The organism is Acinetobacter sp. 10FS3-1, assembly GCF_013343215.1.
Taxonomy (GTDB): domain Bacteria; phylum Pseudomonadota; class Gammaproteobacteria; order Pseudomonadales; family Moraxellaceae; genus Acinetobacter; species Acinetobacter lwoffii_C.
Map to the genome: position 1 here is coordinate 1,924,384 of NZ_CP039143.1, position 14,054 is coordinate 1,938,437.

Sequence of the window (14,054 nt, forward strand, 5' to 3'; positions counted from 1 at the left end):
TTAAGGTTTAAAACAAATTAAAAGGATGAAAAATAGAGCTCTTTTCTCACCTAATGCTGATGCTCGCGCCAGCGCTGACTCGACTTCATCATTTTCCGGGTCAACAGCCAGTGCAACAGCTTGACTACACAGGATGTCACTAAAATCAAAATGCTCATGGCAACCGCTGCCACGGTATCCCCGGCATCATCCATATTCAGCACGGCCACCGAAGCCAAATTGGTATCCGGTGAGTAAAGGAAAATGGCCGCTGAAACCGTCGTCATGGCATTGACAAAGATATAGACCGACACATCACATAACGCAGGAAAGGTTAAAGGCAAATAGACTTTGTAAAACATTTTCCAATTTGAGGCTCCCAGACTTTGCGCAGCATGATCCAGTTGGGTCGGAATCTGTTTAATGGCATTGCTCAAGGTTAAATGCGGCACGGTGTAGTAATGGATAATGGTCGAAATCACTAATAAGGTTAATGAACCATATAGCACCGACGTGGGATTTTCAGGCTGATTAAAAAACAGGATATAGGCTATCCCGAGTACCAACCCAGGTACGGCCAATGGTAATAAAACCAGCATCTGCACATAATTTTTAATCACAGGATGAGCTTTAAAACGCTCGGTAAATAAAGCAATGATGAAAATCAGTATCGTACCGGCCAGTGTGCTCCAAAGTGCCAGCTGAATGGAGTTGAAATAACTGGACCAGCCACCACCATCCACGTAGTCGAAGCGGTAATGGTTCAGCGTCAGCGAAAGATCGTACGGCCAATAGCGGATAAAAGAAGCCAAGATTGCAGTAATCACAATTAATAAAATACTGCCTGCAATCACGCTGCAAAATATGGTCAGCAGCTTTTCCAGACGCGGATTGTTCTTGATACGATAAGGCTGGATCTGGAAGCTCTGGAAGCGGGCCTGACGACGGCTTTGATAGCGGTCAAAAATAAAGGCCATCACGGCAGGACAAAGCAGCAGAATAGAAATTACTGCCCCCATATTCATATTTTGCTGGCCAATAATTTGCTTATAAACATCCAAAGCCATCATATTGAACGAGCCACCAATTACCTTGGGAATACCAAAATCGGTAATCACATAAGTAAATGCCACCAGACAGGCACTGACCAGTCCGTAACGGATGGCAGGTAAAGTGACCGCCCAATGCGTCTGCCAACTGTTTTTACCTAAAACGTGAGAAGCTTCAATTAAACGCTGGTCAATATTGCGAAAGGAGGCCATCATCAGCATAACCATGGCAGGAAACAGCCAGAAACAGTAACTGATAAGAATACCCAAAGGCCCATAAATTTGCATATCTCCCAGCAGACCTTTGAACACCCCCTGCTGTCCGAACAGATAGACCAGAGCCAATGAAGGTAAGAGCGAGGGAGCTAAAATCGGCAAAAATGCCACGGTTTTAAAAAATGCCTTGCCTCGCATATGTGTGTTGGTCAAGGCAAATGCATAAATACTGGCCAAACTCACGGTCACCAGCATCGCGGTACAGGCAATCCAGACGGAGTTGAAGATAGAGGACAACAGAGCTGGATTGGAAAAATAGGCTATAAAATTTTGCAGGCCGACAAACTTCTGATTTTCATCCAAAAATGCGCTTTGCAATAATAATAACAGCGGTACAATGAGGCTTAGGGTCAGTACTATTGCAGCAACGAACAGCACTGCACTAGAACGTAATGAATACAATGAAGGTTTGGATTTTTTACTGTTTAAAATGGCTTCTGCGGTCGACTGATTTAACATCTGGCTATTCCTTGCAAGTCAAACACATGTAAAGCCTGAGTCGGGATTTGTAGCCACATGTCATCTGCTAAGTTCATGAGTTGCTGATTTTCAATATCAATTTGCAATTGGACTGGCGCAGCCTGTGGGTCATTTTGTTTCAATTCACAAAACAGGCGACGCTTCGCGCCAAGAAATTCCATATTTAAAATACGGACAGCTAAACTAAATTGTCCTTTACGCTCTTCTGGTTTTAGAGCCAATTCAATATTTTCTGGTCTAAATGCAATCTCGAGTTGCTCGCCTGCCCTAAAAGTTATGCTTGGATGATCCAACTCATATTGCCCGGCAATCTTTAAGCTATGGGTTGAAATTGCTGTGGCCTGAATAAAGTTCATGGTGCCGATAAATTGCGCGACAAAACGGGTTTGTGGCTTATAGTAAATATTGTGCGGAGTATCCAGCTGTTCAATCAGGCCTTTATTCATCACTGCAACACGATCGGAAATACTTAAAGCTTCTTCCTGATCATGAGTGACCATAATTGCAGGTAAATTCAGTTGCTGTTGAATGGCACGGATTTTCTGACGCAGATTTAAACGCACCAAGGCATCCAAGGCAGACAACGGTTCATCCAGCAACAAAATGTCGGGTTTCGGGGCAATGGCCCGTGCTAGTGCAACACGCTGCTGCTGCCCACCCGACAATTGGTTTGGATATTTATCACTAATCTCCGGCAGTTCAATCAGCTGTAATAACTCAGTAATGCGTGTTTGGATTTGTGCCGCTGTCCATTGTTTTTTATGCAGGCCAAAAGCAATGTTTTCTGCAACGGTTAAATTTGGAAACAAAGCATAGTTTTGAAACACAATCCCGCATTTGCGTCTGGCAGTATTCAGGTGGGTAATATCGACATGCTGTTTAATAATCCGGCCATAATCGGGCTGTTCCAGACCTGCAATAATACGTAGCAATGTGGTTTTTCCGCAGCCTGAGGGGCCTAAAAAGCTGACAAACTCCCCCGCTTTTAAATCTAAATTGATATGTTCCAATACTTTTGTGTGGGCAAAAGATTTTTGAATATCTACAGCTTCGAGTACCACTTTCGCATTGGCAGTTGGATAGTTTTTTAAAGTTGACAGTAAATGTCCCGCTGACAACTTTTCCCCTGTTGGAGGCAGAGAGTTTTGTAAATAAGTTGGAATTTGCATACTGTACCTAATTCTAATTTCATTTATTTAAATGACATTTCTTCAATTTCAGTAGAAGCACTATTGTCTTTTTTCTATCTCACCCGGAATCCTGATGCAGGAATTGCCGGGAAGAATCGCTACCGGAGAAATGGCTAATTCATCTAATTTCTAATTTACTTCTCGAACTGTGCTGACCATTTTTTTAAAATTGTGTCGCGCTGCGCTGCCGCCCAGTAAAAATCATTTTTCACCAGTTTTTCTGGCAGATCTTTGGGGAAATCGGTATTGCTACTTTGGACATGTTGATGGGCAACCATGGAAAAATTTTGCGCATACGCCTGATTCGCGGCCTGACTGACAGTCCAATCAATAAATTTCTGTGCGCTGCTCAATTTCTTGGTGCCTTTTACAATTGCAGAGGCTTCCATGTCCCAACCCAAACCTTCTTTAGGATAAATCACCTCTAACGGCGCACCACGGGATTTGAGTTTAAAGCCCGGGTAACCGAATGAAATGCCAATCACGGTTTCACCTTGTGCCGCCATTTTGCAAGGCTTGGAACCAGAGTGAACATATTGAGAAACATTTTTGTCCAATGCCTGCATATAAGACCAGGCTTGCTTTTCACCAAAAATCTGCATCCATGCCGTGACATCCAAATAACCTGTACCACTCGAGGCCGGGTTTGGCATCACGATCATATTCTTATAAATCGGTTTACTGAGATCTTGCCAGGTTTGCGGCATCGGGAGATTTTTCTTCTTTAACTCGACTCGATTAACACATACCGCCGATTCCCAGGCCGTCATGCCTGTCCAGGTCGGAATTTCTTTCTGGCTATAAAACTCAGGCTTTAACTGTTCAACATTTTGCGGCCGATACGGCTGTAGCATCTGCTGTTTTTCCATCACCAATAAACTGGTCAAGGCCAGGCCCATCACTACATCTGCTTGCGGATTTTTTTGTTCTGCCAGCAGTTTTGCAGTAATGACACCGGTAGAATCACGGACCCATTTTACTTTTAATTCAGGATGCGCTTTGCGTAGTTCCCATTGATAACGTTTGAGCTGATCGGCTTCTACGGCGGTATAAACCGTAATTTGTTCAGCATCTGGTGAAACTGAACTGGTGGTACATCCTGATATCAAATAAGCCGTACCAAGGCTCAGGACACATAAACCAATCTTTTTTTTACACTGTTTTAAATACTGACTCATCTGCCATTCCTAGTGAATGCGGCTTCTTGATAATCAGTATTTCAGCAAATATTTATGACAGTTTAATTAATCTGGTTTAAACCAGATTGGTTTTTTATTTTAATTAAGGCCAGGTTATCAATGAAGCTAGATCATTGTTGAAATAATTTTACTTTTCAACCCGCTCTAAGTTGAAGCTTCAAAATGTAAATCCAGTACATCATGGAGCCAATATTCCTGATCGACATCAGTAATGATGCCGTTTTGATCACGATTGGTTCGACAAATATATAATCCCATGCTTCCTACATTGACATGTAGGGCCTTAGCCTGTTGTTCAGCAAAAGCAGTTGGATAAAGATGGATATGTGCTCGCGTAAGCTGTCGCTGATATTTTTCAGCCATTAGTACAGTGATTGAGTTTTCCAAGTTCTGTGCTAAAAACTCTGGAAAGAGTGTTGCGTTTACTCGGATATGTTCAACCACAGCAGGACGGCCATTAATTGTGCGTCGACGCCAAATTGAATAGACTTGATCTCCAACATTCAGATTTAAATGTTTTGCATCCCATTGAGTTGCAGATACCAGCTCTGCTGAAATAAGCTCTGTGGCGGGAACACTTCCTTGCTCTTGTACATATTGATTAAAGCTTTTGGTAGATTGCGGCCGATAGGCAATGCGGGGGGCACGCACAAACCAGCCGCGACGGTCTAAACGATAAATTAAACCATCCATTTCAAGCGCTAAAAGTGCTTCTCTGACCGCAACACGTGTTGTTGAAAACTGCTCCGATAGTAAGCGCTCAGAGGCTAATTTTGTATTACTGCTTAATTGGCCCGACTCAATTTCATGGGCAATTGCATCTCTTATCGCTATATATTTAGGAATACGCTGGGAAGTTGTAGCCAAATCAGACATAAAGGTAAATTTTAAAAAAACTTAAACCACTATACTAAATTTTTAATTTCAAAGTGATGAAAATCAATAATAACTCCTATTCTGCTTAGGCCACTCATTCCATTAATTAAAGAGTTGACTTTGATTCAGCATACATAAAAAAATAGGCTTCTGAATAGAAAATTCTCTTTTATATAGATGGTTATGCTTATTAAATTTTTTCTATTGAGCAGGTCGTACTCTCAAATGCAGATCGCGGTGTTTTAAAAACTCCCCATACCCCTAGAGGCCTTCGAATTTCTAAAAGTCATCAATTATGCAAAAAAACATAGAAAACCGAACAAGGGGGCTCAAGGAATAAACTACCCAGTAAGCTCTTAATGAGTATCAGCCACTTTTTCAGGTTCATTTATTTTCCACAATTCAGATAAATAAAGAGATTGAGATGATGACCTTCATTTCAGACCTCCAAGACAGCCTTCAAATATCCAAGGTCCACAGTCATTTCTTTAGCTTTCACACGAGCAATACAAATCATCATATTTTATCGTGATGCTTTTTCATCCCTATCAAGCTAGTAGTCAAAGTGTTCAGCTTCAGCTTGCAAAATCGCAGTTTCACAAGTACCACAGATTAGTGCTGTCATTGATACGTGTCATTAGCTTCATTATTACCGTGATGAATATATGCATTGGGCACAGTTTGCCTCAAGCTCACCTAAATAAGCAGCCGCCAATCATGTATTCATGTATACAACTAAAATCACGCCCCAAAAAAAAAGACCCTTGATGATCAAGGGTCTTTTAGCTATTTGGCGGAAGCGGTGAGATTCGAACTCACGGAGGACTCACACCCTCGTCGGTTTTCAAGACCGGTGCATTAAACCGCTCTGCCACGCTTCCATGGCCGCCATCATACGAATCTTTCAGCCAGCTGACAAGTGAAAAGTACAATGAATGCAATTAACTGCATATAGTTTCATCAACTCTTACAATTTAGCTGCCAATTCAGCACCCTCACGGATTGCACGTTTAGCATCCAGCTCAGCCGCAAGCTTGGCCCCACCAATAATATGATAATTGGCCAGCGTATGTTGACCTTCGGCTGGCATTAATGCTTTGACCGATTCCTGACCTGCACAGACCACCACACTATCTACACGCAGTAACTGGTCATGACCATCAACTTCAATCCATAAGCCTTCATCCGTGACTGCTTTATACTGCACTCCCCGCAGCATGCGTACACCGTGTTTCTTTAATTGTGCACGGTGTACCCAGCCGGAAGTTTTACCCAGACCTGCGCCAAGAGCAGTGGTTTTACGTTGTAGCAAATAAATTTCCCGGATTGGCGGTTCTACTTCAGCAGGCTGCATTCCGCCTTCGCTGATATAGTTTGGATTCGGATCAACTCCCCATTCACGCTTCCAGTCTTCCAGCGGTTGTGGCTGAGGCTGATGCGGGGGTTTTAACAAAAATTCTGAAACATCAAAGCCGATCCCACCTGCCCCAATCACTGCAACCCGATCACCTACCGGTGCACCCCGTAGAACTTCTGCATAAGACAGCACTTGTGGCGCCTCACTACCCGGAATTTTCAACGTACGCGGAATCACCCCTGTGGCAATAATGACTTCATCAAAGCCTTCGCGTTCCAGCTGTTCTTGATTGACCTGGGTATTCAGACGAACATCCACCCCATTTTTTTCCAGCTGCACCTTGAAATAGCGAATCGTTTCATGGAACTCTTCTTTGCCCGGTATGACTTTGGCCAGGTTAAACTGCCCGCCAACTTCATCACTTGCTTCAAATAAAGTCACCTCATGGCCGCGACTGGCAGCAACGCTCGCTGCCGACATGCCGGCAACACCTCCACCAACGACGGCGATACTTTTCGGTTTTTTGGTTTTTACATATACCAGTTCAGTTTCGTAGGCGGCGCGCGGATTGACCAGACAGGTTGCCCGTTTATTTTTAAAAGTATGATCCAGACAGGCCTGGTTGCAGGCAATGCACGTGTTGATTTCATCGACCCGATTGGTTGCCGTTTTATTGACCCAGAAAGCATCTGCCAATAATGGTCGTGCCATTTGAATCATATCGGCCTGACCAGAGGCCAAAATCGCTTCTGCTGTATCCGGCATGTTAATCCGGTTCGATGCAATTACCGGGACGGTGACATGCTTTTTAACTTCTGCCGTGTAATCAACAAAAGCTGCTCGCGGCACAGAAGTTACAATGGTAGGAATACGTGCCTCATGCCAGCCAATCCCGGTATTTAGCAAGGTAATACCGGTTTTTTCCAGGGCCTGAGCCACCGTAATCACTTCCTGCATGGTGTTACCGTCATGCACCAGGTCCAGCAAGGACAAGCGGAAGCAGATAATAAATTTCTCACCCACTTCTGCACGGATGGCTTTAACAATTTCTAATGCAAAACGCATGCGGTTTTCAATTGACCCGCCCCAGCGGTCAGTACGCTGATTCACATGCCGGCTAAGAAACTGGTTTAGTAAATAGCCTTCAGAACCCATAATTTCGACCCCGTCATAGCCTGCTTTTTTGGCCAGACTGGCAGTTTTGGCATAGTCCTGAATAGTTTCCAGAATCTGTTTTTCAGACATCTGGCGAGGTTTAAAAGGTGAAATCGGTGACTTGATCGGGCTGGCTGAAACCACAAAAGGCTGATAGCCATAACGGCCCGCATGCAGAATCTGTAAAAGAATTTTGGCGCCATGTTTATGGACGGCATGCGTGACCAGACGGTGTGGAGCAATATCTCCCAGCGTATTCATAGTTCCGCCGGCAGGCAGTAACCAGCCCTGACGGTTAGGTGAAATCCCGCCAGTAATTAATAGCCCCACGCCACCTTTGGCACGCTCACCAAAATAGGCAGCCAGTTTCGGATAATTATAAAAACGGTCTTCCAGCCCTGTATGCATTGAACCCATTACTACCCGATTTTTAATCGTCGTAAACCCCAAATGTAATGGTTTTAAAATATTCGCATAACGCGTATTGGTCATAAGATCTTCCTGTTTTTATTTAGCCCAAGCCTATTCCTCTTACTTTAACTGATTTCACACGGCTTTTTATGACTATCAGGTCTGCTTTCTCAGGCATAAATCCCAATCTGTGTCGTCATGCCGCATCTGGCTTTTTCAATTACTGTTGCCATTGCCGTGCGCTTGCTTTCCACAAGGCAATCACGCCTAAAACTGTACCGACTGGAAAACTGAGCAGCATCAGAATGGCCATGATTCTGGACAGTGTCCGACCACCGCGATTGCCCTGTTTGACCTTAAGCGATGCCTGAATATTCAGGTAAATCATCAACGCGAGCAATAACAGGATAAACCCTAAGCTCATAACTGAAATTGTCGACTGCTGATATTCCAGATAGCCGAATACAATCGTAGTAAACACCAGCAGACCGGCATAAATACCATGGATCAAGGCCAGGGTTTCATTTTTGGGTTTAGAATTCAGGTTGGGTAAAGGGGGAATACGTGTCGTCATTTTGGGTGCCTCAGCGAATCACTTTTTATCTATTAATGATGAATATAGCGAATATTGCTGATATTCAGCAGTATTTTCAAAAAAACAAGCGTATTTGAAGTGATTTCAGACTATTGATTTCAAATTTTAAACCGAGTTTTCCTTTTCTAAAGCACACCTAAATAAAATAATGATACAATTGATACAATATATGTTTTTTTCAGGCCACCACTTCTGGCGTGCCTATTTCATATCATTAGGATGAACAATGTCTGATAATGCAACTATCTTGCAGAATGTCCCAGTAGGTAAAAAAGTTGGTATTGCCTTTTCTGGTGGTCTAGATACTTCTGCAGCTCTTTTGTGGATGAAACAAAAAGGCGCTGAGCCTTATGCTTACACAGCAAACCTGGGTCAGCCTGATGAAGACGATTACGATGCAATTCCCCAAAAAGCTGAAGCTTATGGCGCTGTAAAAGCACGTTTGATCGACTGTCGCCTACAACTTGCATTAGAAGGTATTGCAGCCATTCAATGTGGTGCATTCCATATTTCTACAGGTGGCGTTCCTTATTTTAATACCACGCCACTTGGCCGTGCAGTAACAGGTACGATGCTTGTAACTGCTATGAAAGAAGATGATGTCAACATCTGGGGTGATGGTTCGACCTATAAAGGAAACGACATCGAACGTTTCTACCGCTATGGTCTGTTGACCAACCCGGCACTTAAGATCTACAAGCCTTGGTTAGACCAGACGTTTATTGACGAACTAGGTGGCCGTGCAGAAATGTCACAGTTCCTGATCGACAATGGCTTTGACTACAAAATGTCAAAAGAAAAAGCTTACTCAACTGACTCAAATATGTTGGGTGCAACTCACGAAGCCAAAGATCTTGAATACCTGGATGCTGGCATTAAAATCGTTGAGCCAATCATGGGGGTAGCTTTCTGGAAAGAAGATGTTGAGGTTACGCCTGAAGAAGTATCGATTACTTTTGAAGAAGGCTTCCCGGTTGCAATCAATGGTCAACGTATCGAAGATCCGGTGGAGTTTATTCTTGAAGCGAACCGTATTGGTGGCCGTCATGGTCTAGGTATGTCAGACCAGATCGAAAACCGTATCATCGAAGCGAAATCTCGTGGTATCTATGAAGCTCCGGGTATGGCGCTGCTTCACATCGCTTATGAACGTCTGGTAACAGGTATCCATAACGAAGATACGATTGAACAATATCGTATCAACGGTTTACGTTTAGGCCGCCTACTTTACCAAGGTCGCTGGTTCGATTCTCAAGCCTTAATGCTGCGTGAAACTGCACAGCGTTGGGTCGCAAAAGCCGTCACAGGTACTGTAACGCTTGAGCTACGCCGTGGTAATGACTACACCATTATGAACACTGAATCTCCAAACCTGACTTATGAAGCTGAGCGTTTGACCATGGAGAAAGCTGATTCAATGTTCTCTCCTATGGATCGTATCGGTCAATTGACCATGCGTAACCTGGACATCACTGACACTCGTGCAAAATTAGGCATCTATACAGATTCTGGTTTGTTATCTGTAGGTACAGGTTCTGCTGTTCCTCAACTTAAAGACAAAAACTAAGTCCTTCGGGTCAACTCCTTTAAGTTGTAAAACCGCTTTTGATGAGCAATGCCAGTCAGTTAAACATTGACTGGCATTTTTTATGCTTTATCAGCGGCCTAGAAAGACAATAAATAATTTTTAAAGCAACTCAGCATTTAAAATCGTCCCTGATCAGTTTCCTGATTTTTTAAAGCAACTCTCAGCTATTGGACAAATTTAATTCTAATATTTTGCTGCAAGCTTGCCTTCTTTGCTTTTGAAAGCGCAGATAGGATTAAATATATACAGTCAGCAAGAAAAGCTTTTCATTTGTCTCTCGCATTTCTGGCTTAAACATCTGCCCTTTTCACCCTCATACATTACGAAAAATATTCAACTTAAAATCAATGACTTATATTTAGAAACACTATTGAGTAGCGTTTATTTCAAGAATTCACCATACCTGCATTTACTGAGCGAATCGACTGATAATAAATCTGGTTACGTCCCAACTGCTTGGCCCGATACAATGCCTGATCGGCAATCTGCAATAAACTGTCCTTATCAAGATTTTCTTCACTACGATAGACCGTGATGCCTAAGCTGATCGTAATCTGATCAGAGATATGAGATTTTTCATGAGGAATTCGCAGTCGATCAATCGCTTTTAAAATATTGGAAGCCACTGCATAGGCCCCGTGTGCGTCAGTTTCCGGCAGCAGCACCACGAATTCTTCACCGCCATAACGCGCGACAAAGTCCATATGGCGAATCGCATTTTTAATGGTTAAGGCAATACTGGAAATGACATCATCACCTTTTTGGTGCCCATAATAATCATTATAATTTTTAAAAAAATCCACGTCGATAAACAGGATGGCTAAGGCACTTTCATTACACTGTGCCTGCCTGAAAAAGACATCCAGGGTTTCATCCAGAGTTCGACGATTAGAAATTTTAGTCAGCTCGTCATGCTGACTTAGATGCAACAGCTCGGTGGTGTGAATACGCTGGATTTTTTCACTGATTTTGGCACGCCTACTGTATAAAAAGATCATTCTTTCCCGTGCAAAAATCATGTGACTAATTACATAACCCAGCAAACAACTTCCCACCAGAATCCGGCCAAACACCAGCGGATTAAACACCACCGCCATGCTGAGCAGCAGCAGGATCGTAGTGAGCGCTGCCATTAAGCCGGTGATCAGCATCTGCACAGGTTTAATCCCGGTCAAGATATAGCCCAGAATATAAATGATCGTCATGATCGCCATTGACTGATGTTGTAAGCTCTCGGCCTGCATAGACATGTTGATATAAGAAATAGACACCAGCAACCAGAACACCAATATCATTGAGGCTTGCGAAAAAAAGCGTTTCAGTTTGGGGAGCGACGCGGCCAGATAGAAGAGTACCAGAGAGATTGCACCATTTAGCAAGCCTAACAGGCAGAGTATGAAATCATGCAAGAAATACTGGGGATCAGCAATCCAGTAATCGGTGGGAATCATGATCAGCAAAAAAATGAAATAGCTCAACACGCCTCCCCAGACGTATTTTTCCACATGCTTGCGTGCACGTTCCAAATGTTTGCTGCAAAACTCCTGCTCCAGACTTTTCGGAAATATTGAGCCGATACGCTGACTTTGGCTTGCAATAAGCTGTTCTATTTTTTCTTTGTCGTTCTGCAATTTTGCAAGATTGTACTTGTAGTCCATTGCCAAGTATTTATGTAATTTTTTTATTAATTACAAAATAACATACTTTTATAAATTAATTTATAGTGCTCATTTATTTTATATCCCTTTCTCGTTACCATTTTTGCTATAGATGGATTATCATTTGTTTTATTTCTCCGATTGAATTCACCTTGGATACGATTACGATTCTTCAGCCAGACGACTGGCATGCTCATCTGCGTGATGGTTTAGCACTACAACGCACCGTTCCTGATTTGGCCAAACAGTTTTCCCGTGCGATCTGTATGCCGAATCTTGTTCCCCCGGTTAAAACGGTGGAAGAAGCCCTCAGCTACCGTGAACGCATTATGGCGCACGTACCGGAAGGCTGTGATTTTGATCCCCGTATGGTGCTGTATTTCACTGACAATACTTTGCCAAGCGAAGTCCAAAAGATTAAAAACTCTGCCTATGTCAATGCCATCAAGCTCTACCCTGCCGGTGCAACCACCAACTCGGATAGCGGCGTGAGTGACATCAGCAAAGTCTATGCCGTCATTGAACAACTGGAAGAGCACCAGGTGCCATTACTTCTACATGGTGAAGTCACCCAGCATCATGTGGATATTTTTGACCGTGAAAAACGTTTTCTGGACGAGGTTCTGGCACCTTTGCTAAGACAGTTTCCGAAACTGAAACTGGTCCTTGAGCATATCACCACCAGTGAAGCGGCGAACTTTGTACTGGAACAGGATCGCAATGTAGCGGCCACCATTACTCCACAGCATCTGTTGTTTAACCGCAATGATATGCTGGTCGGGGGGGTGAAACCGCACTTCTACTGTTTGCCAATTTTAAAACGTCAAACGCATCAGCAGACTCTGCTGGAAGTGGCCACTAGTGGTAACCCTAAATTCTTCCTGGGTACGGACAGTGCGCCGCACTCCAAGAATGCCAAAGAAAATGCTTGTGGCTGTGCGGGTTGCTATAGCGCACCGACGGCAATCGAGCTGTATGCCCAAGCATTTGATCAGGTTGGTAAGATTGAACGTCTGGAAGGCTTTGCCAGCCACTTTGGAGCAGATTTCTACGGTCTGCCACGCAATACCAATACGATTACACTGGTCAAAGAAGACCAGGTGATTCCTGAAAGTCTAGACTACTTGGATGGTGAACAGATTATTCCGCTTTATGCCGGGAAGACCATCCAATGGAGAAAAATGTGACAATTGAAACTCTTCCAGTCATTGGTCAGCGTTTCCGTGGATTTTTACCTGTTGTTGTCGATGTTGAAACAGCAGGTTTTAATGCACAGACTGATGCCCTGTTAGAAATCGCAGCCATTCCGATTGTATATAATGAAGATGGCCAGTTTATGCCAGGTGAAGCTTTTCATGCCCATATCAATCCTTTTGAAGGCGCCAACCTAGATCGCCGCTCTCTGGAGTTTATTGGAATTGATCCCTCCAATCCCATGCGGATCGCCATGGCTGAAGATGAAAAAACTGCATTAAAGCGTATTTTCAAATCAGTCAATGAGGTACGTCGTCAGCAAAACTGCACCCATGCAGTTTTGGTCGGACACAATGCGCATTTTGACTTAGGCTTTGTACAGGCCGCGATTGCCCGTACCGGAACCAAAAACCAGAACCCGTTTCACAGTTTTTCTGTCTTTGATACTGTGACCTTAAGCGCGGTAATGTTCGGTCAGACCGTCCTGGCAAAATCCTGTATTCAGGCTGGAATTGAGTTTGATGGCAAAGAAGCCCATTCTGCATTATACGATACGCAAAAGACGGCTGAACTGTTTTGCTATATTTTAAACAAACTCGCACCTCACCTGCTTGACACTTGGGTGGCGGATCAATAAGATACCGCCATCTTCTAAACGTCCCTATCGTCTAGAGGCCTAGGACATCGCCCTTTCACGGCGGTAACCGGGGTTCGAATCCCCGTAGGGACGCCATCTTCTGTTTTCAAAATCATGGTTGCACTTTATCTGAGAAGCCCAGCTGTACTCGTACCTGCTTAACTGCCTTTTTGAGTCTGCTTCAGCTATAATTCATCCAGTTCCCTATTTTATATTGTCGTCATGTTAAAAAAGATCTTACTGGTTCTGATAATTCTGGCTCCTTCGGCTTTGTACCTGTACATGGTCTCCGGTGATGATACTGCAACAACCCAGTCAGAGCCGACTCCTTCTTCCACTAAACCGGCAGAACAACCGCGCTATTCGACTCCAGACCACTAAAATGAGTGGTCTTTTTACCTATTTCTTAA

10 protein-coding genes, 2 tRNA genes and 1 pseudogene are annotated in these 14,054 nt (G+C 43.6%); 4 read left to right on the forward strand and 9 right to left on the reverse strand.

Annotated features, from left to right (window positions below):
* Positions 1-50 precede the first annotated feature (50 nt).
* The 8 genes and pseudogenes from E5Y90_RS09080 to E5Y90_RS09110 all read right to left on the reverse strand — a co-directional run bounded on the left by E5Y90_RS09080 (position 51) and on the right by E5Y90_RS09110 (position 8,546).
* Positions 51-1,763 (reverse strand): putative 2-aminoethylphosphonate ABC transporter permease subunit, encoded by a 1,713-nt coding sequence (locus E5Y90_RS09080; RefSeq protein WP_174660039.1) that lies wholly within the window; start codon positions 1,761-1,763, stop codon positions 51-53.
* The gene (locus E5Y90_RS09085; protein ID WP_174660040.1) at positions 1,757-2,953 is read right to left on the reverse strand and encodes an ABC transporter ATP-binding protein; all 1,197 of its coding nucleotides are present in this window, start codon (positions 2,951-2,953) and stop codon (positions 1,757-1,759) included. Before E5Y90_RS09085 ends, E5Y90_RS09080 begins: the two co-directional genes overlap by 7 nt.
* A gap of 155 nt (positions 2,954-3,108) precedes the next feature.
* Entirely contained in the window at positions 3,109-4,152 is a 1,044-nt protein-coding gene (locus tag E5Y90_RS09090; RefSeq protein WP_174660041.1) for a putative 2-aminoethylphosphonate ABC transporter substrate-binding protein, read from the reverse strand.
* Positions 4,153-4,317: 165 nt separating this feature from the next.
* The gene (locus E5Y90_RS09095) at positions 4,318-5,049 is read right to left on the reverse strand and encodes a UTRA domain-containing protein (RefSeq protein WP_151206013.1); all 732 of its coding nucleotides are present in this window, start codon (positions 5,047-5,049) and stop codon (positions 4,318-4,320) included.
* A 523-nt stretch (positions 5,050-5,572) separates the two neighbouring features.
* Positions 5,573-5,662, reverse strand: a pseudogene (locus tag E5Y90_RS17490) (ferredoxin-NADPH reductase); the annotation flags it as partial.
* 178 nt (positions 5,663-5,840) lie between these two features.
* Positions 5,841-5,930 (reverse strand) — tRNA-Ser (locus tag E5Y90_RS09100).
* Positions 5,931-6,016: 86 nt separating this feature from the next.
* A complete protein-coding gene (locus E5Y90_RS09105; protein ID WP_174660042.1) occupies positions 6,017-8,053 on the reverse strand; it encodes an NADPH-dependent 2,4-dienoyl-CoA reductase in 2,037 nt (678 codons plus the stop codon).
* Between the two features lie 139 nt (positions 8,054-8,192).
* A complete protein-coding gene (locus E5Y90_RS09110; RefSeq protein WP_174660043.1) occupies positions 8,193-8,546 on the reverse strand; it encodes a hypothetical protein in 354 nt (117 codons plus the stop codon).
* Positions 8,547-8,793: 247 nt separating this feature from the next.
* Here E5Y90_RS09110 and argG point away from each other — a divergent pair, with 247 nt between their 5' ends.
* On the forward strand, positions 8,794-10,134 hold the full coding sequence (argG, locus tag E5Y90_RS09115; protein ID WP_151204831.1) for an argininosuccinate synthase: 1,341 nt from the start codon (positions 8,794-8,796) through the stop codon (positions 10,132-10,134).
* 407 nt (positions 10,135-10,541) lie between these two features.
* Here the strand turns inward: argG and E5Y90_RS09120 are convergent, their stop codons facing one another.
* On the reverse strand, positions 10,542-11,813 hold the full coding sequence (locus tag E5Y90_RS09120) for a GGDEF domain-containing protein (RefSeq protein ID WP_174660044.1): 1,272 nt from the start codon (positions 11,811-11,813) through the stop codon (positions 10,542-10,544).
* Between the two features lie 152 nt (positions 11,814-11,965).
* Here E5Y90_RS09120 and pyrC point away from each other — a divergent pair, with 152 nt between their 5' ends.
* The 3 genes from pyrC to E5Y90_RS09135 all read left to right on the forward strand — a co-directional run bounded on the left by pyrC (position 11,966) and on the right by E5Y90_RS09135 (position 13,740).
* Positions 11,966-13,000 (forward strand): dihydroorotase, encoded by a 1,035-nt coding sequence (gene pyrC / locus E5Y90_RS09125; protein WP_151206009.1) that lies wholly within the window; start codon positions 11,966-11,968, stop codon positions 12,998-13,000.
* Positions 12,985-13,644 (forward strand): ribonuclease T, encoded by a 660-nt coding sequence (gene rnt / locus E5Y90_RS09130; protein ID WP_151204834.1) that lies wholly within the window; start codon positions 12,985-12,987, stop codon positions 13,642-13,644. Before pyrC ends, rnt begins: the two co-directional genes overlap by 16 nt.
* A 20-nt stretch (positions 13,645-13,664) precedes the next feature.
* Positions 13,665-13,740: transfer RNA gene (locus E5Y90_RS09135), tRNA-Glu, on the forward strand.
* Positions 13,741-14,054: the final 314 nt, after the last annotated feature.

What these genes read in the sequence shown, in the direction of transcription:
- argG (WP_151204831.1), top strand. Translation starts at nt 8,794, where the DNA reads ATGTCTGATAATGCAACTATCTTGCAGAATGTCCCAGTAGGTAAAAAA.
- E5Y90_RS09110 (WP_174660043.1), bottom strand. Translation starts at nt 8,546, where the DNA reads ATGACGACACGTATTCCCCCTTTACCCAACCTGAATTCTAAACCCAAA.
- E5Y90_RS09085 (WP_174660040.1), bottom strand. Translation starts at nt 2,953, where the DNA reads ATGCAAATTCCAACTTATTTACAAAACTCTCTGCCTCCAACAGGGGAA.
- E5Y90_RS09080 (WP_174660039.1), bottom strand. Translation starts at nt 1,763, where the DNA reads ATGTTAAATCAGTCGACCGCAGAAGCCATTTTAAACAGTAAAAAATCC.
- E5Y90_RS09105 (WP_174660042.1), bottom strand. Translation starts at nt 8,053, where the DNA reads ATGACCAATACGCGTTATGCGAATATTTTAAAACCATTACATTTGGGG.
- E5Y90_RS09090 (WP_174660041.1), bottom strand. Translation starts at nt 4,152, where the DNA reads ATGAGTCAGTATTTAAAACAGTGTAAAAAAAAGATTGGTTTATGTGTC.
- rnt (WP_151204834.1), top strand. Translation starts at nt 12,985, where the DNA reads ATGGAGAAAAATGTGACAATTGAAACTCTTCCAGTCATTGGTCAGCGT.
- E5Y90_RS09095 (WP_151206013.1), bottom strand. Translation starts at nt 5,049, where the DNA reads ATGTCTGATTTGGCTACAACTTCCCAGCGTATTCCTAAATATATAGCG.
- E5Y90_RS09120 (WP_174660044.1), bottom strand. Translation starts at nt 11,813, where the DNA reads ATGGACTACAAGTACAATCTTGCAAAATTGCAGAACGACAAAGAAAAA.